This is a genomic window from Roseovarius sp. THAF27, from assembly GCF_009363655.1.
In the GTDB taxonomy this organism is placed as follows: Bacteria; Pseudomonadota; Alphaproteobacteria; order Rhodobacterales; family Rhodobacteraceae; genus Roseovarius.
Window position 1 is genome coordinate 321,744 of the sequence record NZ_CP045393.1, and the last position, 22,516, is coordinate 344,259.

The window sequence follows — 22,516 nt, forward strand, 5'->3', positions numbered from 1 at the left end:
CATGGCATATCAGACGCGCGGACGTGACCCGCTTTTGGACAGCTCGATGGCGGAGGCGATCGAGAAGCGAGGCAAGGAACTTCTGGGACTTGCGCTGCTGGCGCTGGGTCTGGCCGCCGCGATGATGATCGCATCCTACAACCCCGATGATCCCAGCTGGATGGCCGCGACGGACGCGCCGGTGCAGAACCTGCTTGGCCGGATGGGGGCGTCGATTGCGGCGCCGCTGTTCATGATCGTGGGCTGGGGCGCGTGGGGCCTTGCGATTGTCCTGGGGGCGTGGGGTGTGCGTTTCGCCCTGCACCGCGGCCAGGACCGGGCGATTGGTCGGCTGATCTACGCGCCGATCTGGATCGCGCTTCTGGCGATGTATGCCTCGTCGCTGGAACCGAGCGCGGAGTGGTCGGCGTCGCACAGTTTCGATTATGGCGGGCTGTTCGGGGAAATGGCGCTGGGCACGGTGCTGGGTTTCCTGCCGATCAGTGCGACCTTCGGGCTGAAGCTGTTGTCGCTGCTTCTGGCGGTGGGGATGGTGGCGCTGGGCGCGTTCATCCTGGGGTTCAGCCGGCTTGAGCTGTCGCAGATCACCCGCTTCCTGGTGGTTGGCACGATCATGACCTATGCCACGTTGCGCGCCGTGCTGGCCCGCAGCGGCGGGGTGGCGGCAGGGGCCGCGAAGACCGCGCAGGCCAAGGCTGCAGATCGCTGGGACCGCCGGATGCAGGAACGCGCCGAGGCCCACGAACTGGCCCTGGCCGAGGCCGCCGTGCCCGAGCCGCGGGTGCGCCGTGCCGAGCCCGCCCTGGCCGGAGCCGTCCGGCACCAGGGCCATGCCGCGCCGATCGAAACCGCCATGCCCGGTTACGAGGTGAGCCAAGCGCCGGAACGGACCGGCGGGCTGTTGTCGCGGATGCCGTCGCTGATGCGGCGGCCCGAGCGCACGCCGGAGCCGGAACTGATCGAGGCGTCCGAGATGCCCGACATGCCCGCACCTAGCGGCGACCGGGTGAGCGCCAAGATTGCCGATGTCATCAAGAGCCGGGTGCGCAAGAACCCCGCCGTGCAGGTCGAGACGGTCGCGCCGCTGACCCGTGGCCGGGGCCGGGGGCCGGACCCGCTGATCCTGAACACCGCGCCGCGCAGCGCGGTGCGGGCCGAGCCGCCGCTGACCGCCGAGCACGCCGTGCCGGATGCCGCCCAAACGCCGGTGCACGCACCGATGCAGGAGATGGTCGAGGCGACGCCGGAGGACGAGGTGATCGACGACGGCTACGGCGCATATGACAGCTACGGGGCGGAGCCGGAGGTGCCGGTCTATACCCGCGCCGCGACGCCCCAGGAGGTGCCTGTCGCCGAGCCGAAGAAGGTCGTGCAGCATCCGCCGCGCCGCGCGCCGCAGCCGTCCGCACGGGCGCAGGCCGAGGCGCAGCCCAAGCTGCAATTCGAGGAAAAGCCGCAGATCGAGTACGAGCTGCCGCCGCTGAACCTGCTGACCAACCCGGTCAATATCCAGCGCCATCACCTGAGCGACGAGTCGCTGGAGGAGAATGCCCGGATGCTGGAAACCGTGCTGGACGACTATGGCGTGAAGGGCGAGATCGTTAGCGTGCGCCCCGGTCCGGTGGTGACGATGTACGAGCTGGAACCGGCGCCGGGCCTGAAGGCGAGCCGGGTGATCGGCCTCGCGGACGATATCGCGCGGTCGATGTCGGCCCTGTCGGCGCGGGTCAGCACCGTGCCGGGGCGGTCGGTGATCGGCATCGAACTGCCCAACGACAACCGCGAGATGGTCAGCTTCCGCGAGATCCTGTCGAGCCGCGACTATGGCGACGGCAACCAGAAGCTGCCGCTGGCGCTGGGCAAGGATATCGGCGGTGACCCGATGGTGGCGAACCTGGCCAAGATGCCTCACCTGCTGATCGCGGGGACGACGGGCTCGGGTAAATCGGTGGCGATCAACACGATGATCCTGAGCCTGCTCTACAAGCTGACTCCCGAGGAGCTGCGGCTGGTCATGATCGACCCCAAGATGCTGGAACTGAGCGTTTATGACGGCATTCCGCACCTGCTGAGCCCGGTGGTGACCGACCCGAAGAAGGCCGTGGTGGCGCTGAAATGGGTCGTCGCGGAGATGGAAGACCGCTATCGCAAGATGTCGAAGATGGGCGTGCGCAACATCGACGGGTACAACAGCCGCGTGGCCGATGCGCTGGCCAAGGGCGAGATGTTCAGCCGGACGGTGCAGACGGGGTTCGACGACGAAACCGGCGAGCCGGTGTTCGAGACCGAGGAGTTCGCGCCCGAGAAGATGCCGTTCATCGTGGTCATCGTCGACGAGATGGCGGACCTGATGATGGTCGCCGGCAAGGAGATCGAGGCCTGTATCCAGCGGCTGGCGCAGATGGCGCGGGCGTCGGGCATCCACCTGATCATGGCCACGCAGCGCCCGTCGGTGGACGTCATCACGGGTACGATCAAGGCGAACTTCCCGACGCGGATTTCCTTCCAGGTGACCAGCAAGATCGACAGCCGCACGATCCTGGGCGAGATGGGCGCGGAGCAGCTGCTTGGCATGGGCGACATGCTGTACATGGCCGGCGGCGGCAAGATCACCCGCTGTCACGGGCCGTTCGTCAGCGACGAGGAAGTCGAGGAGGTGGTGAATCACCTCAAGGCCTTCGGCCCGCCGGTTTACGTGGGCGGCGTGCAGGACGGCCCCGAGGACGAGAAGGCCGACAAGATCGACGCGGTCCTGGGCCTGTCGACGGGCGGCAACACCGATGGCGAGGACGCGCTGTACGATCAGGCCGTGCAGATCGCCATCACCGACCGGAAATGCAGCACCTCCTATATCCAGCGCAAGCTGGCCATCGGTTATAACAAGGCGGCACGCCTGGTCGAGCAGATGGAGGATGAGGGTGTCGTGAGTGCCGCGAACCACGTGGGCAAGCGCGAAATCCTGGTGCCCGAGCAATAACGCCTCCGAAAAGGGCCGAGGGGAAACGTTTGCCGGTCTGTTGCGTTGGCGTGCAAGGAAACGCCAACGCGAAGAAGGACGGGTGAATGGCCGGAGATGCCGGGACGCTGCTGAACGAGATCGATGACCTGGCCGACGGCGGGGACACCGTCTCGGTCAAGGACGTGGTCGATGCGATTGGCGGGCGCGGTTTTGGGCCGATCATTTTCGTCACGGCGCTGTTGGGCGCGTCGCCCCTGGGCGGCATCCCGGGCGTGCCGACGCTGTTTGCGATCATACTGATCCTCATCGCGGTGCAGATCCTCTTCGGGCGGCGCAGTTTCTGGATGCCGGACCGGATCGGCAACAGGGCGGTGACCGATGACAGGGTCGCGCGCTCGGTCGACAAGGCGCGCCCCGCCGCAGAGTGGATGGACCGGCATTTCGGTCACAGGCTCGAGGCGTTGACCGGGCGTCCGGCGCAGCTTGCGGCGGCGCTTGTCGTGGTGGGTCTGTGCGCGATGATCCCGCCGCTGGAGGTGGTGCCCTTTGCGGCGCTCATTCCGTTCGCGGCCATAGCGCTTCTGGGCTTGGCGATCACGGTGCGGGACGGGGTGCTGATGGTGGTGGCGTTCGCGGCCAGCGCCGGGGCGCTTTTTGCGGCGATCCGATTTCTGCCGTTCTGATGCATTGGACCGGAAAAAAGGGCGTTCACACGCATTTGCACCGATTGCTATCGCATAACGCCGTGTGTGCGCCTATCTTTTGGCGAGAATGAAAAAGGAGAGGTTTCCCCTCATGCGTATGGTTGCTTTGGCCCTGACTTTCCTGATGGCCACGCCCGCGATGGCCGAAAAGCTGTCGTTGAACGAGATTTCGCAATACCTGAACAGCTTCAGTTCGGCGACCGGCGAATTTACCCAGATCAACGATGACGGCACGATCAGCACGGGGCAAATCTATATCAAGCGGCCAGGGCGGGTTCGGTTCGAGTACAACCCGCCGGAACAGACGCTGGTGGTGGCCGATGGCGATACGGTGGGTATCATCGACCCCAAGTCCAATACCGGGGGCGAGGCCTATCCGCTGGACCGCACGCCGCTGAAGATCATCCTGCAACGCAACGTGGATTTCGGCCGTGCGCGGATGGTGACGGGTCACAGCAGCGACGGCAAGACCACCACGGTGCGCGCGCAGGACCCGGCGCATCCCGAATACGGCAATATCGAGCTGGTCTTCACCGGCAGCCCGGTGGAGTTGCGTCAGTGGGTGATCAACGACAGCGGTGGCAGCAAGACCACCGTGGTGCTGGGCGATCTGACCACGGGCACGCAGCTGGGCAATGACAGGTTCGTCATCCCGGGCAAGGACAAGTTCAAGCGGATCGACAGGTAGGCCGGGCGAAGCGGGGCGGCTTAGCGCCGCCCACAGGCCCGCAACTGCTGATCGTAGACGACGGCGCGCTGGCCGACCTCTCCCGAAACGCGCAAGAGCCATGGCTTGGCGTTATAGCTGCCCCGGCTGTAGCCCGTGCGCCCCTCGTGATAGGCGAGGTAGTGGTTGCGGGCGTCGTGCATCGGGATGCCCAGACGCTGGTTCGACTGCGCCATGTACCAGCCCATGAAGTCGGTCGCGTCGCGGATGTCGTTGCGCCGCGCGGCCCGGTTGCCGTCCTTCACGTACTCGTCCCACGTGCCGTCCAGTGCCTGGCTGTAGCCGTAGGCGGAGCTTTGGCGGCCCATGGGAATCACGCCGAGGGTCCAGCGGAAGGGCGTGCGCGCCTCGCCGTCGAACTTGCTTTCCTGGTAGATCGTGGCCATCTGCACCGGCACCGGCACGCCCCAGCGACGCTCGGTCGCGCGGAAGGCCCGCAGGTAATGCGGTTTCTGCGCCACGATGGCGCAGGCATTGTCCAGATTGTCGGGCGGCGGGCCGCTGGGACCACCACCACAGGCGTTCAGGGTGGCCAGGGCCACCATTGATAGAATCGTGCGAAGACGTCTGCTCATCTGCCTCTCGCTATGTTTGTTTTTCTTTTCAGTTTAACCAAAATTTCGGCGCTTGGAAATGCCGGATTTGGGCCTTCGAGCCGGGGCGGAGGAGGGGCACTGTCTGACGGCGGTTCACAGACTGTTTCCCGACAAAATGCGCACAGCGATTGGACAAAACTCGGTTGAACGCAGTACAGTGTGTCGTTAGGGGCTATCTGAATGTTGAAGACACGCGCGAAATATCACCTGGGACAGGTCGTGAAACACCGCAAACATCCGTTTCGCGGCGTGATTTTCGATGTGGATCCCGAGTTTGCGAACACCGAGGAATGGTACGACTCGATTCCCGAGGACAGCCGCCCGGTGAAAGACCAGCCGTTCTATCACCTGCTGGCCGAGAACGATCAGACTTATTACGTGGCCTATGTCAGCGAACAGAACCTGATCGCCGACTATTCGGGCGAGCCGGTGGGGCATCCTGACATTCCCGACCTTTTCGGCCCGTTCGAGGACGGGCAGTACCCGCTGCATTTCCAACTGAACTGAGGCCGGGGCGCGCTGCCGCGCCCCATGCCGGTTTTTTGGCGCCGGTTCATGGCGCCGGTCTGCGGGGTCAGTAGCCCAGGGCGCAGCCGTCCTTGCGCGGGTCGGAGCCGCCTTCGAGAACCCCGTTCTCCTTGATCTCGATTGCCTGGGCGCCGCCGATCGCCTCGTCGGCCTCGACCACGTTGTGGCCCAGATCTGCCAGTTCGCGGTGCACGTCCGGCGCGTAGCCGGTTTCGACCCGAAGCTCGCCCGCGTCGGGGAAACAGCGCGGCGCGTCGATGGCCTCCTGCGGGGACAGGCCGAAATCGCGCAGGTTCGAGACAAAGCGGGCGTGGCCGTTTGCCTGGTACGCGCCGCCCATCACGCCGAAGGGCATGGTGACACGGCCCCCCTCGCGCAGCATGCCGGGAATGATCGTGTGCATCGGGCGTTTGCCGCCGTTCATCTCGTTCGCGTGGCCCTCTTCGAGCGTGAAGCCCGCGCCGCGGTTTTGCAGCAGGATGCCGAATTTTTCCGACGCGATACCCGAGCCGAACCCGTGGAAGATGGAATAGATCAGCGACACCGCCATGCGGTCGCGGTCGACCACGGTGATGTAGATCGTGTCGCGGTGCACGGCCTCGCTGAGCGAGGTGGCGGACGGCATCGCCTTTTTCGGGTCGATCAGGGCGGCGAGCGCGCGGGCGGTGTCCATCGACAGCATGTGATCCAGCCGCGCGGTGCGGTCGGTATCGGCCATGAAGCGGTTGCGGGCGTCGTAGGCCAGCTTGGTCGCCTCGGCCTCGATATGGGCGCGCGTTGTGCCGAACGGGTCCATCGACGCGATGTCGAACTGGGCCAGGATGTTGAGCAGCAGGATCGCCGTGGCGCCCTGGCCGTTGGGCGGATGCTCGACCAGGTCGATGCCGCCATAGCTGCCGCTGATGGGGTCGGTGGGCGTCGCGGCGGTGGCGGCGAAATCGTCGCCGGTGTGCACGCCGCCCTCGGCGTTGAGCGCGGCGACCATGTCGTCGGCCACCTCGCCCTTGTAGAAGGCGTCACGCCCGTCGCGGGCGATTCGGCGCAGCACCTCGGCCTGTCCGGGGGCGCGGAACATCTCGCCCTGCTTCAGCGGTTGGCCACCGTTGATGTAATGGGTCAGGCCGTGGCCCTGCAGGCTTTCGGCGGCCCGGGGCCAGTCATTGGCGACGCGGGGGGCCACCGGCACACCCTCTTCGGCGTAGTGGATTGCGGGTTGCAGAAGGGCGTCGAGACCCAGTTTGCCATGTGCGTCCGACAAGTGGCAGAAGGCGTCGACCGCGCCGGGGATGGTGACCGCTTCGGGCCCGTGCAACGGGACGGTGTCGAGGCCACGGGCGCGCAGGTCGGCGGCGCTGGCGGCGGCCGGGGCGCGGCCGGAGCCGTTCAGCGCATGGATGTCGTCGCTGCCGGGCCGGGTGAACAGCGCGAAGCAGTCGCCGCCGATGCCGGTCATCTGCGGCTCGCAGATGCCCAGCAGAACGGCGCCGGCAATGGCGGCGTCCATGGCGTTGCCGCCGCGTTTCAGAATGTCGATGGCGGCCTGGGCGGCCAAGGGGTGCGACGTGGCGCACATGCCGTTGGTGGCGAGGACGGCCGAGCGGCCGGGACGTTGGAAGTCGCGCATGGTTTTCCCGTTGATTGCAATGCTGTGCGGCACCTTAGGGGGCGCGCTCGGGAATGCCAATGTGATGGGAAGAAGAAGTACCTCGACGCCGCGCACTGGGTGGGGGCTGTTAAACGCGGCGCCGAGGGAAGCCATATGCAGCTACAGGTTGGTATATGCGGGGGCTTTGGGGCGGCGTTGCGATGGGAATTGGGCGATTTGGTGGCGCGGTTTGCCGCGCCGCGTGTTTCAGCGCGGAAACCGCAGGCTGAGCGTGTTTTGTCCTGACGTTCGGGTGTAGCTCAGGTCGCGGCACAGGCTGTGAATGAGGAACCAGCCGAATCCCCCTTCGGGCAGAGTCGACCGGGGGCCGGCGCTGTCCGGCAGGTGGGCCGGAGGCAGATCCTGGCCGGGGATGGCGCGGCCGCTGTCGATCAGGATCACGTCCACGCGGTCGGGCAGCAGGTCGACCGTCATGGTGACCGGACCAGGCGCGCGGTCGGCATAGGCATGTTCGGTGATGTTGTTGAGCGCTTCGCTGACCGCGAGCGCGATGGAGCCGCGCAGGTCCCTGTCGATCCCGGCCTCGTCCAGGTTGCTGGCCAAGCTTTCGACCATGTCGCGCACGTGCAGGTTCGTCGCTGTCGTGCACCACGAGATCAGCGGATCGGGCAGGGAGGGGGCGGTGGTGGCCACGGCCCAGGATCAGCCCGCCGCGCGTTGCAGCGCCGCGGCCATGTCGGGGTGGATGACGAAGATCGAATCCATGCGCGTGAGGCGAAAGACCTTGGCCACGTCCGGCGTCAGGCCGGCCAGGTCCAGCCGCCGGCCGTCGCCCATCTGCTTCATCGAGGCGACGATGGCGCCGAGGCCGCTGGAATCGACGAACGCCACGCCGGAGAGGTCGAGCACCACATGGGCGGGGCCATCTTCGGTGAGGCGGCGCATCTCGTCCTTGAACCGGATGGCGGAGGCGGCGTCGATCCGGTTGTCTTCGACGGTGATAACGTTGATGTTGTTGTGAGTGGCGCAGGTGAGTTGCATGATGCCTCCGGACACATGGATGTTGCGCGCAGCCTAGGCGCAATTCCTTACCAAACCGTGTGGCCCCGTGAGCTTTCCCGGCGTGGCACCCAAGGACGAAAGGACAATCAGCATGAAAGACGTTGTGATCGCAGGCGCGGCGCGCACGCCGATGGGCGGCTTCCAGGGGGATTTCGATGGCGTCGAGGCCAGCGTCCTGGGCGGCGCAGCGATTGCCGCGGCGCTGAAGGATGCGGGCGCCGCGACCGTGAGCGAGTTGTTGATGGGCTGCGTGCTGCCGGCGGGCCAGGGGCAGGCTCCGGCGCGCCAGGCGGGGTTCAAGGCGGGGCTGGGCGAAGAGGTGCCGGCGACCACGCTGAACAAGATGTGCGGTTCGGGCATGAAGGCGGCGATGATCGGGTTCGACCAGATCGCGCTGGGCCACACCGACACGATGGTGACGGGCGGCATGGAGAGCATGTCGAACGCGCCGTACCTCTTGCCCAAGATGCGCGGCGGGGCGCGGATCGGGCATGGGCAGGTGATCGACCACATGTTCCTTGACGGGCTCGAAGACGCCTATGACAAGGGGCGGCTGATGGGCACCTTCGCCGAGGATTGCGCCGAGAAATATCAATTCACCCGCGAGGCGCAGGATGCCTATGCCATCGGGTCTCTGGAAGGGGCGCTGGAGGCGCAGAAATCGGGTGCGTTCGCGGGCGAGATCGCGCCGGTGACGCTGGAGACGCACAAGGGCACGGTCGTGGTCGAGACCGACGAGCAGCCCGGCAAGGCGCGGCCCGAGAAGATCCCGCAGTTGAAGCCTGCTTTCCGCGAGGGCGGGACGGTGACGGCGGCCAATTCAAGCTCGATCAGCGACGGGGCGGCGGCCCTGGTGCTGGCCTCGCGCGAGGCCGCAGAGGCGCAGAGGCTGAAGATCCGGGCGCGGATCCTGGGCCATGCAAGCCACGCGCAGGCGCCGGGATGGTTCACCACGGCGCCGGTGCCCGCGGCGCAGAAGCTGCTGGAACGGATCGGCTGGACGAAGGACGACGTGGACCTGTGGGAGGTGAACGAGGCCTTTGCCGTGGTCCCCATGGCGTTCATGCACGAGATGGGCCTGCCGCGCGAGAAGGTGAACGTGCATGGCGGGGCCTGTGCGCTGGGGCACCCCATCGGGGCGAGCGGGGCGCGGATCATGGTGACGCTGCTGAACGCGTTGGAAAGGCGAGATCTGAAACGCGGTGTTGCGGCGATCTGCATCGGCGGGGGCGAAGGCACGGCCATCGCGATCGAGCGGGTCTGAGGCCGCAAATCTTTTGGGAAAAGATTTGCCAAGAGTTTTCATGAAAACTCTTGGCGTGGGAGGTGCGCGATGCGTGCGGATTATGAAGACCTGGCGAAAACCATCGGGGCGCTGACCGAGGGCGAGACCGATGAGGTGGCGCTGATGGCCACGTTGGTGTGCGAGTTGCACCACGCGGACGCGCGCTTCGACTGGACCGGGTTCTACCGGGTGACCGGGCCGGAGCTGTTGAAGATCGGCCCGTACCAGGGCGGGCATGGCTGTTTGCAGATCCCGTTTTCGCGCGGCGTCTGCGGGGCGGCGGCTCGGACGGGCGAGGTGCAGCTGGTGGACGATGTCGACAGTTTCGACGGGCATATCGCCTGTGCCAGTTCGACCCGGTCGGAGATCGTGCTGCCGGTATGGGACGGGCAGGAGCGGTTGCTGGGCGTGCTCGATATCGACAGCGACCGGCCAGCCGCGTTCGACGCGGCGGACGCCGACGGGCTGGGTGCGATCCTCAAGATGGTGTTCGGACGCCTGTAGAGATTCGCAGGCGCGCGCGGTGCGGGGGGTGAAGCCTCCGGCGGGCGTGTTTCGGGGGCAGTGAAATTTTTATTGATTTTTTCACGCGACTCGCGCAGCGTGAAAACTGACCGAAGAATTTCACGGGAAGAGTGCCCTTTGGAACAGAGCCAGATCTCCGCCATGCGCAGCCTCGGGGCCGATCTGCGGGCCTTGCGAAAATCACGGGGGCTGACGTTGAGCGATATGGCGCAGGCGTTGGGTCGGTCGGTGGGCTGGCTGAGCCAGGTGGAGCGGGACCTGTCGGAGCCGTCGATTTCCGACCTGCGGGCGATTGCGGGCGCGTTTGACGTGCCGATGTCGTTTCTCTTTGCCCATGCCAGTGCCCCGGCGGACGAGCAGGGTATCATCGTGCGCGAAGGATCGCGGCGGCGGATGGGGTCGGGCGAGGAAGGCCTGATAGAGGAATTGCTGTCGCCGGACCTGAGTGACGATTTCGAGGTGATCCACTCGACGTTCCGGCCCGGATCGAAAATGCAGCGCCCTGCCACGCGGCCGACGCAGGAGGTGGGCTACGTGGTGTCGGGCCGGCTGGACCTAAGCATCGGCGGCCGGGATTTTACCGTGGGGCCGGGGGACAGTTTTCGAATCCGGCATGAAACCTATGCGTGGTCAAACCCTTATGATGAGCCGTGTGTCGCGATCTGGGTGATCGCGCCGCCGGTTTATTGATGGTGATGGCATGAGCCTGGAGGGATGGACCGTGTTCGCGCTCTTCTGGGTGGTGTTCGTGACCACGCCGGGGCCGAACGCGGTCAATTGCATCACCAACGGCATGACGATGGGGTTTCGCCGCAGCCTGTGGGGGGTGGCGGCGATCCTGACGCAGGCGGCGCTGTTCCTGACCTTGTCGGCGGCGGGGGTGACGGCGCTGATCGCGGCCTCGCCGGAAGCGTTCCAGGTGGCGAAATTCATCGGGGCCGGGTTCCTGATCTATCTCGGGATACGCGGCTGGATCATGGCGCGGCGGCAGATGGTCGTGGCCGCGCCGGACGGGCGCGGCATCTACTGGCGGGCCCTTGCCATCGCCACGATCAACCCCAAGAGCGTGGCGGGATACCTGGCCGCGTTCAGCCAGTTCGTGCAGCCGGACGTGCCGATCTGGAGCCAGATGTGGGTGATCTTTCCCACCGCGCTGAGCCTGACGGCGCTGAGCTATATGGGCTACACGGCGCTGGGCGCGGGGCTGGGCCGGGCGGCGCTGGGGGCGGTGTTCAACGTGTGGCTGCGCCGGGGGCTGGCGGCGTGTTTCGTGATCTACGGCGTGCTGCTGGGCGCGGCTTCGACGCCGGGGAGGGCTTGAGATGATCAAGGGTGCGTGCCTGTGCGGGGCGGTGGCGTTCCGGCTGGAGGGCAAGGCACGGGACATCCTGGGGTGCCATTGCGGGCAGTGCCGCAAGCAATCGGGGTTTTACTGGGCGGCGACCTCGGTGGCGGACGAAGGCCTGGTGATGGAGCGCGACGATGGGCTGGCGTGGTTCCAGTCCAGCCAGATGGCGCGGCGGGGCTTCTGCAAGATTTGCGGGTCCGGCCTGTTTTGGAAGCCGGAGGATGCGCCGCGCACGGTCGTTGCCGCGGCATCGTTGGAGCCGGGGCATGGGCTGAAGATGACCGCCCATGTCTTTCTGGAGGACAAGGGCGATTATTACGAGATCGGCGACGGGTTGCCGCAGTTCGCGCGGTTCAGTGGAGGTGAGAATGCTTGAGGGAAGTTGTTTGTGCGGAAATATCCGGTTCAGCGTGACGGGTGCGCCGCAGGGCGTGTCGGCCTGTCATTGCGGGCAGTGCCGCAAGCAATCGGGGCATGTGTGGTCCTCGGCCTTCGTGCCGGAGACGGACCTGGAGATCACCGGCGAGGTGACGTGGTACGAGGCGACGCCACAGGCCAAGCGGGGCTTCTGCGCGACCTGCGGGGCGTTCCTGTTCTGGAAGGCGCATGACGAGGACACGATGAGCTTTGCCCTGGGGGCGCTGGACGGACCCACGGGGCTGCGGCTGGAGAAGCATATCTTTACCGCCGACAAGGGGGATTACTACCAGATCGCGGACGGGGTTCCGCAGAAATGATCGGGCCGCTTGATGGCCCTCGACCGGGGAGAGATGGAAATGGCTGATCTGCCGAAAAACGCGAAAGTGGTCATCATCGGCGGGGGCGTCGTGGGATGCTCGGTGCTGTATCACCTGGCCAGGAAAGGGTGGAGCGACTGCGTTCTACTGGAGAAGAACGAGCTGACCGCCGGCAGCACGTGGCACGCGGCGGGGAACGTGCCGACCTTCTCGACCAGCTGGGGGATTATGAACATGCAGCGGTATTCCACCGAGCTTTATGCCCGGCTGGGGGGCGAGGTGGACTATCCGATGAACTATCACCAGACCGGGTCGATCCGGCTGGCGCATTCCAAGGAGCGGATGCAGGAGTTCGAGCGCGCCCGCGGCATGGGCAGGCATCAGGGGATGGAGCTGGAAATCCTGACCCCCGACGAGATCAAGGCGCGGTATCCGTTCATCGAGACGCATGACATCGTGGGCGCGCTCTATGACCCGAACGACGGCGATATCGACCCGGCGCAGGTGACGCAGGCGCTGGCCAAGGGCGCGCGGGACATGGGGGCGACGATCGCGCGGTTCTGTCCGGCGACGGGCGTGACGCAGGATGGCGACAGCTGGATCATGCATACGGACAAGGGCGATATCGCTTGTGATTTCGTGGTGAACGCGGCCGGGTATTATGCTCAGACGGTGGGCGAGTGGTTCAAGCCCTATGGCGGGCGGACCGTGCCGATGATGGTGATGAGCCATCAATACGTGCTGACCGACGAGATCCCCGAGGTCGAGGCCTACAGCAAGGAGACGGGCCGCAAGCTGCCGCTGCTGCGCGACGTGGACGTGTCCTATTACTTCCGGCAGGAGAAGCACGGGTTCAACATCGGCCCCTACGAGCCCAATTGCCGCGCGCATTGGGTAGAGCCCTCGGACCCGATGCCCGAGGATTTCAGCTTTCAACTGTGGTCGGACGATCTTGAGCGAATCGAGGATATCGTGGCGGATTCGATGGAGCGGGTGCCGGTGGCGGGTACGGCGGGGATCAGCCGGATCATCAACGGGCCCATCCCCTATGCGCCCGACGGCCTGCCCCTGCTGGGGCCGATGCCGGGGGTGAAGAATGCGTTCGAGGCCTGTGTCTTTACCTTCGGGATCGCGCAGGGGGGCGGGGCTGGCAAGGTGCTGGCCGAGTGGATCGTGGACGGCGCGCCCGAGTGGGACATGTGGTCGGTCGACCCACGCCGCTATACCGACTACACCGATCACGACTATTGCGTCGCCAAGGGGATGGAGGTCTACGGCAACGAATACGCCATGCATTTTCCGTGGCACGAATGGCCCGCGGGGCGCGACAAGAAGCTGTCGCCCAATCACGGCAAGGTGCTGGAACTGGGCGGCGTGATGGGGGCCTATAACGGCTGGGAGCGGGCCAACTGGTTCGCGCAGCCGGATGACGACACGTCGGAGGGGAGCACGCATACGTGGAACCGCAAGGGCCCGTGGGATCAGCGCATCCGCGAGGAATGCGAAGCGGTGCGCGATGCCTGTGGCGTGCTGGACCTGCCGGGCTTTTCGCGGTTCAGGGTGCAGGGCGCGGGGGCCGATGAGTGGCTGCGCGGCTTCGTGACCGGCGGGCTGCCCAAGGTGGGGCGGATGAACCTGGTTTACGTCGCCAATACCCAAGGGCGGATCGTGACGGAGTTTTCCTGTATCCGGCTGGCGGAGAACGATTTCGTTCTGATCACTGCGGCCACGGCGCAATGGCATGATGGGGAGCTCATTCGGAACAGCGTGCCGGAAGGTGTGACCGTGACCGAGACGACGACCGAGCGGTCGGCACTGCTCGTGGCAGGGCCGAAGAGCCGCGAGGTGCTGGCGGGGATCAGCGATGCGGATCTGGAGGCCGGGTGGCTGAGCCATCAGCACTGCACGGTGGCGGGGCGGCCCGCGTTCCTGATCCGGGTGAGTTTCACCGGCGAGCTGGGCTGGGAGGTTCATGCCGACAATCCCGAGATGCCTGGGATCTACGAGGCGATACTGGAGGCGGGCGCGAAGCCCTTCGGGATGTATGCGCTGAACAGCTTGCGGGTCGAGAAAGGGTACCGGGCTTGGAAGGGCGACCTGAGCACAGATTACTCGATGTTGGAAGCCGGGCTGGAGCGGTTCGTGAAGTTCGACAAGGACCAGGACTTCACCGGCAAGGCGGCGCTGCTGGCGGAGAAACAGCAGGGACGCAAGAAAGCCTTTGCGCCGCTGATCATCGACGCGGGCGAGGCGGATGCGCCCTATATGTCGACGATCTGGAGCGGCGACGAGATCGTGGGCGAGACCACGAGCGGCGCGTGGGGCTACCGGGTGAATGCGAGCGTGGCGCTGGCGATGTTGCGGACGGACGTGGCGGCGGCGGGCACGGAACTGGAAGTGGAGATCTATGGCGAGCGGCGCCGCGCGGTCGTGCAGCCGGATCAGCCGCTTTGGGACCCCGAGAACGCGCGGCTGCGGGCCTGAGCCGATGACGTTTCAAGTGACATTCAAGGACAAGCCGCCCATCGCGATGGAGGTGCACAGGGCGGAATTGCGGCTTGCCTTGAAGCGGCAGAAAGGTCTTTTGCTGGATGTGAACCTGCTTGGCACGCGGCCGGGCCTGACGACTGATGACCGGGCCGCGCCGGGATGGGACGCGCCGGTCGGGCTGAACCTTGTGGTCAGCGACCACGTCGTGCCGGACGACCGCACGGGGTTGCGCGGGCGCACCGTTGTCTATGACGGCGTGCCTGAGTTTGACCAGGGGTTCTTCTATTACTGGGATCACGAAAGCCTTGCTCGTCTTGGTTTCGCTCTGCGATGTGATGCGACGGGCGATTATGCGGTCGAGGCCGAAGGGCAGAGTGAGAGCGGGCACGTGTTTCGCGTGGACTTGCCGCTGCACCTGCTGTCGGTGACAGCGGAGGCCGGGATGGAGCCGGGCGCGGATTTGGCACGCGCGTTGTTCCCGGATGGCGTGAAGGTGAGCGTGAAAGAGATGCGGGCGGGCGGCGTGATTGCGCAGCCGGAAGGGACAGCCCCATGAGTATCGAGACCTACCTGATCTATCTTGGCGTGCTGGCGGCGTTTTTCCTGACGCCGCCGGATACCAGTCAGTTGCTGATTATTTCCAACAGCCTGCGGCACGGGTTGCGGCGGTCGCTGGCGACGGTGGCGGGCGACCTCAGTGCCAACGCAGTGCAGATGACGCTGGCCGCCTTCGGCTTGACGGCGGTGATCGCGGCCAATGCCGATGCGCTGTGGGTCGTGAAATGGGCGGGGGTCGCGTACCTGGTCTGGATCGGGCTGCGGCTGATGTTTACGCGAGGCGGGGCCGAGGCCCCGGGGTCTGCGGCCAAGGGGCGGCTGTTCCGGCAGGGCTTTGTCACCTCGTCGGCCAATCCCTATGCGGTGGTGTTCTTCGGGGCGCTGTTTCCGCAGTTCATCGACGCGAGCGCGCCGATCCTGCCGCAACTTTTGGTGCTGGGCGTGACCTACCTGGTGGTGGACGGTCTGGTGCTGCTCTTGTGGGGGTGGGCCGCGACGCGGACCTTGGGGCGCGTCAAGGCGCTGACGGGGGTGTGGATCAACCGGGTCAGCGGGGCGCTGATGGTGGGCGCGGCGGTGCTGTTGGGGCTGAAGGATCTGGACAAGGGGGCGGCGCGATGAGCCTGCCGGAGACCATGTCGGGCGTGTACCTGACCGGCCATGGCGGGCCGGACAAGCTGGAATGGCGCGAGGATATTCCCGTGCCACGGCCCGGGCCGGGCAAGGTGTTGGTGCGGGTGCTGGCGGCGGGGGTGAACAACACCGACATCAACACGCGCGAGGGCTGGTATTCGGCGGATGTGACAGGGGCGACCGGAGAATTGCAGGATGGAGTCGAGGCGGGCGGCTGGTCCGGGGCGCTGGACTTTCCGCGGATCCAGGGCGGGGACCTGTGCGGCGAGGTCGTGGCGCTGGGCGCGGGCGTGCGCGCGGTGGCAGAGGGGATGCGGGTGATCTGCCCGATCAACCAGCCGCGCCCGACCGACGACAACCCGGTGGGGTTCGAGGCGTTGGGCTCGGAATATGACGGCGCGTTCGCGCAGTATTGCGTGGTGCCGGAGGGAGATCTATTCGACGTCACTGATGCGCCGTTGAGCGACGTAGAACTGGCGGCGATCCCGTGTGCCTTCGGCACGGCGGCGGGGCTGCTGGACCGGGCCGGTGTGAGTGAGGGGCAAAGCGTGCTGATCACCGGAGCATCCGGTGGCGTAGGGTTGGCGGCGGTGCAACTGGCCACGGCGCTGGGGGCGAAGGTCACGGGGGTGTCCTCGGCACCCAAGGCCGATTGTGTGAGCGATGCGGGGGCTGTGGCGGTGATCGGGCGGGATGACGTGCCGACTGCCGATACGTTTCACGCGGTGATCGACTTGGTGGCCGGGCCGGGCTGGGGCGCGCTGATCGACGCGCTGCGGCCGGGGGGGCATTACACGGTGGCGGGGGCCATCGCGGGGCCGGTGGTGGAGGCGGATCTGCGGCGCATCTATCTGCGGGACATCACGATCCACGGCTGTACCTTCCAGTCGCGCGCGGTCTTTGCCCGCCTGGTCGGGATGGTGCGGCACGGGGCCGTGAAACCGCTGATCGCCAAGACGTTTCCCATGCGAGAGATTGACAGTGCGCAGGAAGAGTTCATGTCGAAGCGACATGCCGGGAAGCTGGTGCTGATCCCGGATGGCATCGACATCTGAACAAGGGCGCGGGAGGAAAGACTTGGCACAAGTTACGCTGTTGGACGGCTCGATCGGGCAGGAGCTGGTGAAACGGTCCGGTGACCGGGCGACGCCGCTGTGGTCGACACAGGTGATGATCGACCATCCCAAGCTGGTGGGCGAGGTGCACCTGGACTATTTCAACGTCGGCGCAACGGTGGCCACGACCAACACCTACGCGGTGCTGCGCGACCGACTGGTGCGGATCGGGTTGGAGGACAAGGTCGGGCAATTGACCGATACGGCGGTGCGGGCCGCGCGCCGGGCCCGGGCGGCAAGCGGTGGCAAGGGCCGGGTGGCGGGCGCCATCGGGCCGCTGGTGCAGTCCTACAAGCCCGAGACCTGCCCGCCCCCTGCCGAGGCCGCGAAGATGTATGCCGAGCCGGTCGGTTTGATGAAGGACCACGTGGACCTGTTCCTGCTGGAGACGATGTCGTCGGTGGACCAGGCCGAGGGCGCGCTGAGGGCCGTGACGGGGCAGGGCCTGCCGGTGTGGCTGGCGGTGAGCGTTGATGATCATGACGGCACGCGCCTGCGCTCGGGCGAGCCGGTGGCGGACCTGGCGGAGACCGTGGCCAGGCATGCGCCCGACGCGGTACTGGTGAACTGTTCGCGCCCCGAGGTGATTGGGGCGGCACTGGAGGTGATCAAGGGGTTCGGCGTGCCGTTCGGCGCCTATGGCAACGGGTTCGCGGAAATCAGCGAAGGATTCCTGGGCGATGCGCCCACCGTCGACGCGCTGGAGCAGCGCAAGGACATGGGGCCGCTGGATTATGCCGAATATGTCATGGGCTGGGTCGGGCAGGGGGCCACCATCGTCGGCGGCTGCTGCGAGATCGGGCCGGCGCATATCGCGGAGATTGCCCGCAGCCTTCAGGCGGCGGGGCACGAGATCGTATGAAGGAGGTGACGAGATGAGTGACGGCACGCTTCCCCCCGGCATGGTCCCGGCAAGTGGGCGATTCCGCTATGAAAGCAAAGAGTTCGGGCGGCTGGATTTCGACGTGAGCCATGCGAAGTTCATCCTGTGGAAGAGTTTTGAGAACGAGCAGGAGACCGAGGGCGTTCAGCTGAACATCATGATCGCGGCGCGCCCGCAGGAGATCCCGCACGAGAGCGGCGATGCGGATATGGCCTATCTGCTGGCGCCCGCGCTGACGACGGAATGGCTGACGATTCGCGAGGCCGATCTGGCCAGCCGGGACCGGGGTGCGCTGGACGGTGTGACGGTCGATTTCGATTGGGACAGGACGCCCGATGTGCCGGAGGCGCCGGCGGCCATTCAGGAAGGGTCTTACGGGTCGACCGATGTGCTGAAGCTGTCGCTGAGCCATGTGCCGCCGGATCGGTACCGGGTGCAGGTGCAGGCGAAGGACGAGTTCGGGCGCGCGTGCGAGATCGACGCCGATCTGCCGCTGTTCGAGGTCGGGGCAAGCAACTATTCGATGTCGCGGCCAAGGGCGGTCGAGCACTGGCTCGAGCGGCATTTCGAGCGTGATGGCTTGCACGTCGAATGGCGCACGGTGGGGCCGATGACCAACCAGTGGCAGAACCTTTATGCCGCGTTCAAGGAGACTGGCGATGAGTGACCTTCCGAAGCACGCCCGCGTGGTGATTATCGGCGGCGGCGTGGTGGGATGTTCCGTGGCTTATCACCTGGCCAAGCTGGGCTGGCAGGACGTGGTGCTGCTGGAGCGCAAGCAACTGACCAGCGGGACGACGTGGCACGCGGCAGGGCTGATCGGGCAGTTGCGGGCCAGTGCCAACATGACGAAGCTGGCACGCTATTCGGCGGAGCTGTATCGCGGGCTGGAGGACGAGACCGGCGTGGCGACGGGCCTGCGGCAGGGCGGGTCGATTTCGGTCGCGCTGACGCCCGAGCGGCGCGAGGAACTGAACCGGCAGGCGGCCATGGCGCGGGCCTTTGGCGTGCCGGTTGATGAACTGTCGCCGGACGAGATCAAGCAGAGATACGGGCATATCAACCTTGATGGCGTGACCGGGGGTGTCTGGTTGCCGACTGACGGGCAGGCCGACCCGGCGAATATCGCGCTGGCGCTGGCCAAGGGGGCGCGGCAGAACGGGGCGCTGGTGAAGGAGCGGGTGAAGGTCACCGGCATCGCGCGGGATGGCCGTCGGGTGACGGGCGTGGACTGGGCCGCCGACGCGGGCGGCGAGACCGGCCATATCGCCTGCGACACGATCGTGAACTGCGCGGGCATGTGGGGCCACGCCGTGGGGCGCATGGCGGGCGTGAACGTGCCGCTTCATGCCTGCGAGCATTTCTATATCGTCACCGAGGGCATCGACGGGCTGGGGCAACTGCCGGTGCTGCGGGTGCCGGATGAATGTGCCTATTACAAGGAAGATGCGGGCAAGATCCTGCTGGGGGCATTCGAGCCGAACGCCAAGCCTTGGGGGATGAACGGCATTCCCGACAGTTTCGAGTTCGACCAGTTGCCCGAGGATTTCGACCATTTCGAGCCGATTCTTGAGGCGGCGGTTCACCGGATGCCGATGCTGGCCGAGGCTGGAATTCACACGTTCTTCAACGGGCCGGAGAGTTTCACTCCGGATGACGCCTATCATCTGGGCCTTGCGCCCGAGATGGACAATGTGTGGGTGGCTGCCGGGTTCAACTCGATCGGGATCCAAAGCGCGGGCGGCGCGGGGCACGCGCTGAGCCAGTGGATGGACAGCGGCGAGAAGCCGTTCGATCTGGGCGACGTGGACATTGCCCGGATGCAGCCGTTCCAGGGGAACCGGCATTATCTGTATCAACGGTCGAAGGAGACGCTGGGGCTGCTCTACGCCGATCACTTTCCCTTCCTGCAAAAGCGCACGGCGCGGGGCGTGCGGCGGTCGCCGTTTCATCATCACCTGCTGGAACGCGGCGCGGTGATGGGAGAGATTGCCGGCTGGGAGCGGGCGAACTGGTTTGCGACGGACGGTCAGGAGCGGGAGTATCGCTATGGCTGGGGGCGGCAGAACTGGTTCGAGAACGCCGCGGCCGAGCATCGCGCGATCCGTACCGGCGTGGGGATGTACGACATGTCGAGCTTCGGCAAGATCCGGGTCGAGGGGCCGGATGCGGAGGCGTTTCTGAACCATGTGGGTGGCGGCGACTATTCGGTGCCGAATGGAAAGATCGTCTACGCCCAGTTCCTGAACGACCGCGGCGGGATCGAGGCGGACGTGACGGTGACGCGTCTGAGCGAGACGGCGTATCTGGTGGTGACGCCCGCCGCGACGCGGCTGGCGGACCAGACCTGGATGGCGCGGCACCGGGGTGATCTCAACGTCGTGATCACCGATGTGACGGCAGGCGAAGGCGTGCTGGCGGTGATGGGGCCGGATGCCCGCAAATTGATGCAGGCGGTCAGCCCGAATGATTTCTCCAACGCGGCCAACCCGTTCGGCACGGCGCAGGAGATCGAGCTGGGCATGGGGCTCGCCCGGGTTCACCGGGTCAGCTACGTCGGAGAGTTGGGCTGGGAGATTTACATCGGTGCCGACATGGCGGGGCATGCGTTCGAGACGCTATACGACGCGGGGCAAGCGCATGGGCTGAAGCTTTGCGGGATGCACATGATGGATTCGTGCCGGATCGAGAAGGGGTTCCGGCATTTCGGGCATGACATCACCTGCGAGGATCACGTGCTGGAGGCGGGGCTGGGCTTTGCGGTGAAGACCTCGAAACCGGATTTCATCGGGCGCGACGCGGTGCTGCGCAAGAAGGAGGCGGGGCTGACCAAGCGGCTGCTGCAGTTCCGGCTGACCGACCCCGAGCCGATGGTCTATCATAACGAGCCCGTGCTGCGGGACGGGGAGATCGTGGGCTACCTCAGTTCGGGGGCGTATGGTCATCACCTGGGTGGGGCGATCGGCATGGGTTATGTGCCTTGCGCCGGGGAAAGCGCCGAGCAAGTGCTGGCCTCGAGCTACGAGATCGACGTGGCGGGCACGCGGGTGAAGGCGGAGGCGTCTTTGCGTCCGATGTACGACCCGAATTCGGAGCGCGTGAAGGTTTGATGCCTGCGGCGGGGGTATTCCAAAACGGATGAGAGGCGGGCGGCTTTCACTGTTCCGGAAAAACTCCGGGGGTTGGGGGCTGGCCCCCAATTCAACCTGAGTTTTGGGGCTGGTCCCCGATCAACGAAGACAGCGTGGCGCCGCCAGTCCGCCTAGATTGTCTGATCGTACTCGCCGACCGACGGTTCGGTGCGGATGACGGTGTCGATCTCGGCGAAGATGGCGCGCATTTCCTCGTCGGACGTGGCGCTTTCGCAGACCACGACGAGGTTGGGGGTGTTGGACGATGCGCGCACCAGCCCCCAGCTGCCGTTTTCGAGAATGACCCGCGCGCCGTTGACGGTGACGACTTCCTTGATGGGCTGCCCGGCGAAGGTTTCGCCGGCATCAAACTTGGCGACGAGTTTTTGCACCAGGCGCTCGAGCACGTCGTATTTCTCGGTGTCGGCGCAGTGGGGGGACATGGTGGGGGTCGACCACGTGGTGGGCAGAGCACGGCGCAGGTCGGACATGGACATGTCGGGGTTGCGGTCCATCAGCTTGCAGATTTCCACAGCCACCCTCATGCCGCAGTCGTAGCCGCGGCCCACGGGTTCGGCCAGGAAGTAGTGACCGGATTTTTCGAACCCGGCGAGTGCGCCCAGTTCCTTGACCCGCCGTTTCATGTGGCTGTGGCCGGTTTTCCAGTAGTCGGCTTTCACGCCGTTCTTCTGCAACTCGGGGTCGGCGGCGAAAAGCCCGGTGGATTTGACGTCGGCCACGAAGGTGGCATTGGGGTGCAGCTTGCTGAGGTCGCGGGCCATGATGACGCCCATCTTGTCGGCGAAGATCTCTTCACCCTCGTCGTCGACCACGCCGCAGCGGTCGCCGTCGCCGTCGAAGCCGAGGGCGAAGTCGGCGCCCGACTCTTTCACCGAGGCGGCCATGTCGTGCAGCATTTCCATGGCTTCGGGGTTGGGATTGTAGTTGGGGAAGGTGTAGTCGAGCCTGTTGTGCGAGGGGACGACCTCGACGCCGAGACGCTCGAACATCTCGGGCGCGAAGGCCGAGGCGGTGCCGTTGCCGGTGGCGCAGACGACGCGCAATTTGCGGGACATGCGGAAGTCGCCGACGAGGTCCTCGAGATAGGCCTCGCGCACGCCATTGACGAATTCGTAGCCGCCGCCGGAATGAGGCTCGCCTTCGCCATTCAGGACGATGTCGCGCAGCTCTCCCATCTCGTCGGGGCCGTGGGTGAGGGGGCGGTCGAAGCCCATCTTGACCCCGGTCCAGCCGTTCGGGTTATGCGAGGCGGTGACCATGGCGACGGCAGGCACGTCGAGGTGGAACTGAGAGAAATAGGCCATGGGCGAGAGCGCCGGGCCGATATCCTTGACGTGGATACCGGCCTGCATCAGGCCGACGATGAGCGCGTTCTTGATCGAGAGCGAATAGTCGCGGTAGTCGTTGCCGACCGCGATCACCGGATCGATGCCGCGACGGCGCATCTGGGTGCCGAGGCCGAGACCGAGGGCGGTTATTCCGGGCAGATTGATCTCGTCGGGGTATTTCCAGCGGGCGTCGTATTCGCGGAACCCCGTGGGCGTGATCATCGGGTCGCGGAGGAATTCCCAGGTGTTCTGGGTCACGGTGGCGGCAGGCTTGGTCACG

The 22,516-nt window shown here is 65.9% G+C and carries 22 protein-coding genes; 17 read left to right on the forward strand and 5 right to left on the reverse strand.

Features of this window, described 5'->3' with window-relative positions; genetic code table 11:
- Window position 1 precedes the first annotated feature (1 nt).
- The 3 genes from FIU89_RS01600 (at window position 2) to FIU89_RS01610 (ending at window position 4,351) form a co-directional block, all read left to right on the forward strand.
- Entirely contained in the window at window positions 2-2,977 is a 2,976-nt protein-coding gene (locus FIU89_RS01600) for a DNA translocase FtsK (RefSeq protein WP_152490988.1), read from the forward strand.
- A gap of 86 nt (window positions 2,978-3,063) precedes the next feature.
- On the forward strand, window positions 3,064-3,642 hold the full coding sequence (locus FIU89_RS01605; RefSeq protein WP_152490989.1) for an exopolysaccharide biosynthesis protein: 579 nt from the start codon (window positions 3,064-3,066) through the stop codon (window positions 3,640-3,642).
- A 112-nt stretch (window positions 3,643-3,754) separates the two neighbouring features.
- The gene (locus FIU89_RS01610) at window positions 3,755-4,351 is read left to right on the forward strand and encodes an outer membrane lipoprotein carrier protein LolA (RefSeq protein ID WP_254701763.1); all 597 of its coding nucleotides are present in this window, start codon (window positions 3,755-3,757) and stop codon (window positions 4,349-4,351) included.
- A 20-nt stretch (window positions 4,352-4,371) separates the two neighbouring features.
- On the opposite strand, the gene FIU89_RS01615 is transcribed toward FIU89_RS01610, so the two are convergent.
- A complete protein-coding gene (locus FIU89_RS01615) occupies window positions 4,372-4,965 on the reverse strand; it encodes a lytic transglycosylase (RefSeq protein ID WP_152490991.1) in 594 nt (197 codons plus the stop codon).
- Between the two features lie 201 nt (window positions 4,966-5,166).
- Between FIU89_RS01615 and hspQ the strand changes: the two genes are divergently transcribed.
- Window positions 5,167-5,493: a heat shock protein HspQ gene (gene hspQ, locus FIU89_RS01620; protein ID WP_152490992.1), complete on the forward strand. Its 327-nt coding sequence runs from the start codon at window positions 5,167-5,169 to the stop codon at window positions 5,491-5,493.
- A gap of 67 nt (window positions 5,494-5,560) precedes the next feature.
- Here the strand turns inward: hspQ and FIU89_RS01625 are convergent, their stop codons facing one another.
- The 3 genes from FIU89_RS01625 to FIU89_RS01635 form a co-directional block, all read right to left on the reverse strand.
- Window positions 5,561-7,138 (reverse strand): gamma-glutamyltransferase family protein, encoded by a 1,578-nt coding sequence (locus FIU89_RS01625; RefSeq protein WP_152490993.1) that lies wholly within the window; start codon window positions 7,136-7,138, stop codon window positions 5,561-5,563.
- 228 nt (window positions 7,139-7,366) lie between these two features.
- The gene (locus FIU89_RS01630) at window positions 7,367-7,813 is read right to left on the reverse strand and encodes an ATP-binding protein (protein WP_152490994.1); all 447 of its coding nucleotides are present in this window, start codon (window positions 7,811-7,813) and stop codon (window positions 7,367-7,369) included.
- 9 nt (window positions 7,814-7,822) lie between these two features.
- Complete coding sequence (locus FIU89_RS01635; RefSeq protein ID WP_152490995.1) at window positions 7,823-8,161, reverse strand: STAS domain-containing protein; 339 nt, start codon at window positions 8,159-8,161, stop codon at window positions 7,823-7,825.
- Window positions 8,162-8,273: 112 nt separating this feature from the next.
- On the opposite strand from FIU89_RS01635, the gene FIU89_RS01640 reads away from it, so the two are divergent.
- The 13 genes from FIU89_RS01640 (at window position 8,274) to FIU89_RS01700 (ending at window position 20,866) form a co-directional block, all read left to right on the forward strand.
- Window positions 8,274-9,446 (forward strand): acetyl-CoA C-acyltransferase, encoded by a 1,173-nt coding sequence (locus FIU89_RS01640; protein ID WP_152490996.1) that lies wholly within the window; start codon window positions 8,274-8,276, stop codon window positions 9,444-9,446.
- A 69-nt stretch (window positions 9,447-9,515) separates the two neighbouring features.
- Entirely contained in the window at window positions 9,516-9,971 is a 456-nt protein-coding gene (locus tag FIU89_RS01645; protein ID WP_152490997.1) for a GAF domain-containing protein, read from the forward strand.
- Window positions 9,972-10,133: 162 nt separating this feature from the next.
- Window positions 10,134-10,682, forward strand: a complete 549-nt coding sequence (locus FIU89_RS01650) for a helix-turn-helix domain-containing protein (RefSeq protein ID WP_152494363.1) — start codon at window positions 10,134-10,136, stop codon at window positions 10,680-10,682.
- A gap of 10 nt (window positions 10,683-10,692) precedes the next feature.
- Window positions 10,693-11,313 carry a LysE family translocator gene (locus tag FIU89_RS01655; RefSeq protein ID WP_152490998.1) on the forward strand — a complete coding sequence of 207 codons (621 nt, stop codon included), beginning with the start codon at window positions 10,693-10,695 and terminating at the stop codon, window positions 11,311-11,313.
- Between the two features lies 1 nt (window position 11,314).
- On the forward strand, window positions 11,315-11,716 hold the full coding sequence (locus tag FIU89_RS01660) for a GFA family protein (RefSeq protein WP_152490999.1): 402 nt from the start codon (window positions 11,315-11,317) through the stop codon (window positions 11,714-11,716).
- The gene (locus FIU89_RS01665) at window positions 11,709-12,077 is read left to right on the forward strand and encodes a GFA family protein (protein ID WP_152491000.1); all 369 of its coding nucleotides are present in this window, start codon (window positions 11,709-11,711) and stop codon (window positions 12,075-12,077) included. Before FIU89_RS01660 ends, FIU89_RS01665 begins: the two co-directional genes overlap by 8 nt.
- A gap of 39 nt (window positions 12,078-12,116) precedes the next feature.
- A complete protein-coding gene (locus FIU89_RS01670) occupies window positions 12,117-14,561 on the forward strand; it encodes an FAD-dependent oxidoreductase (RefSeq protein WP_152491001.1) in 2,445 nt (814 codons plus the stop codon).
- A 4-nt stretch (window positions 14,562-14,565) separates the two neighbouring features.
- Window positions 14,566-15,123 carry a hypothetical protein gene (locus FIU89_RS01675; RefSeq protein WP_152491002.1) on the forward strand — a complete coding sequence of 186 codons (558 nt, stop codon included), beginning with the start codon at window positions 14,566-14,568 and terminating at the stop codon, window positions 15,121-15,123.
- Window positions 15,120-15,746: a LysE family translocator gene (locus tag FIU89_RS01680; RefSeq protein WP_152491003.1), complete on the forward strand. Its 627-nt coding sequence runs from the start codon at window positions 15,120-15,122 to the stop codon at window positions 15,744-15,746. Before FIU89_RS01675 ends, FIU89_RS01680 begins: the two co-directional genes overlap by 4 nt.
- Window positions 15,743-16,813 carry an alcohol dehydrogenase family protein gene (locus FIU89_RS01685; protein WP_152491004.1) on the forward strand — a complete coding sequence of 357 codons (1,071 nt, stop codon included), beginning with the start codon at window positions 15,743-15,745 and terminating at the stop codon, window positions 16,811-16,813. Before FIU89_RS01680 ends, FIU89_RS01685 begins: the two co-directional genes overlap by 4 nt.
- Before the next feature lie 22 nt (window positions 16,814-16,835).
- Window positions 16,836-17,735, forward strand: a complete 900-nt coding sequence (locus tag FIU89_RS01690; protein ID WP_152491005.1) for a homocysteine S-methyltransferase family protein — start codon at window positions 16,836-16,838, stop codon at window positions 17,733-17,735.
- A gap of 13 nt (window positions 17,736-17,748) precedes the next feature.
- On the forward strand, window positions 17,749-18,423 hold the full coding sequence (locus FIU89_RS01695) for a hypothetical protein (RefSeq protein WP_152491006.1): 675 nt from the start codon (window positions 17,749-17,751) through the stop codon (window positions 18,421-18,423).
- The gene (locus tag FIU89_RS01700) at window positions 18,416-20,866 is read left to right on the forward strand and encodes an FAD-dependent oxidoreductase (protein WP_152491007.1); all 2,451 of its coding nucleotides are present in this window, start codon (window positions 18,416-18,418) and stop codon (window positions 20,864-20,866) included. The genes FIU89_RS01695 and FIU89_RS01700 overlap by 8 nt, the downstream gene beginning before the upstream one ends.
- Window positions 20,867-21,018: 152 nt before the next feature.
- Here the strand turns inward: FIU89_RS01700 and FIU89_RS01705 are convergent, their stop codons facing one another.
- Entirely contained in the window at window positions 21,019-22,515 is a 1,497-nt protein-coding gene (locus FIU89_RS01705; RefSeq protein WP_152491008.1) for a phosphomannomutase/phosphoglucomutase, read from the reverse strand.
- Window position 22,516 lies beyond the last annotated feature (1 nt).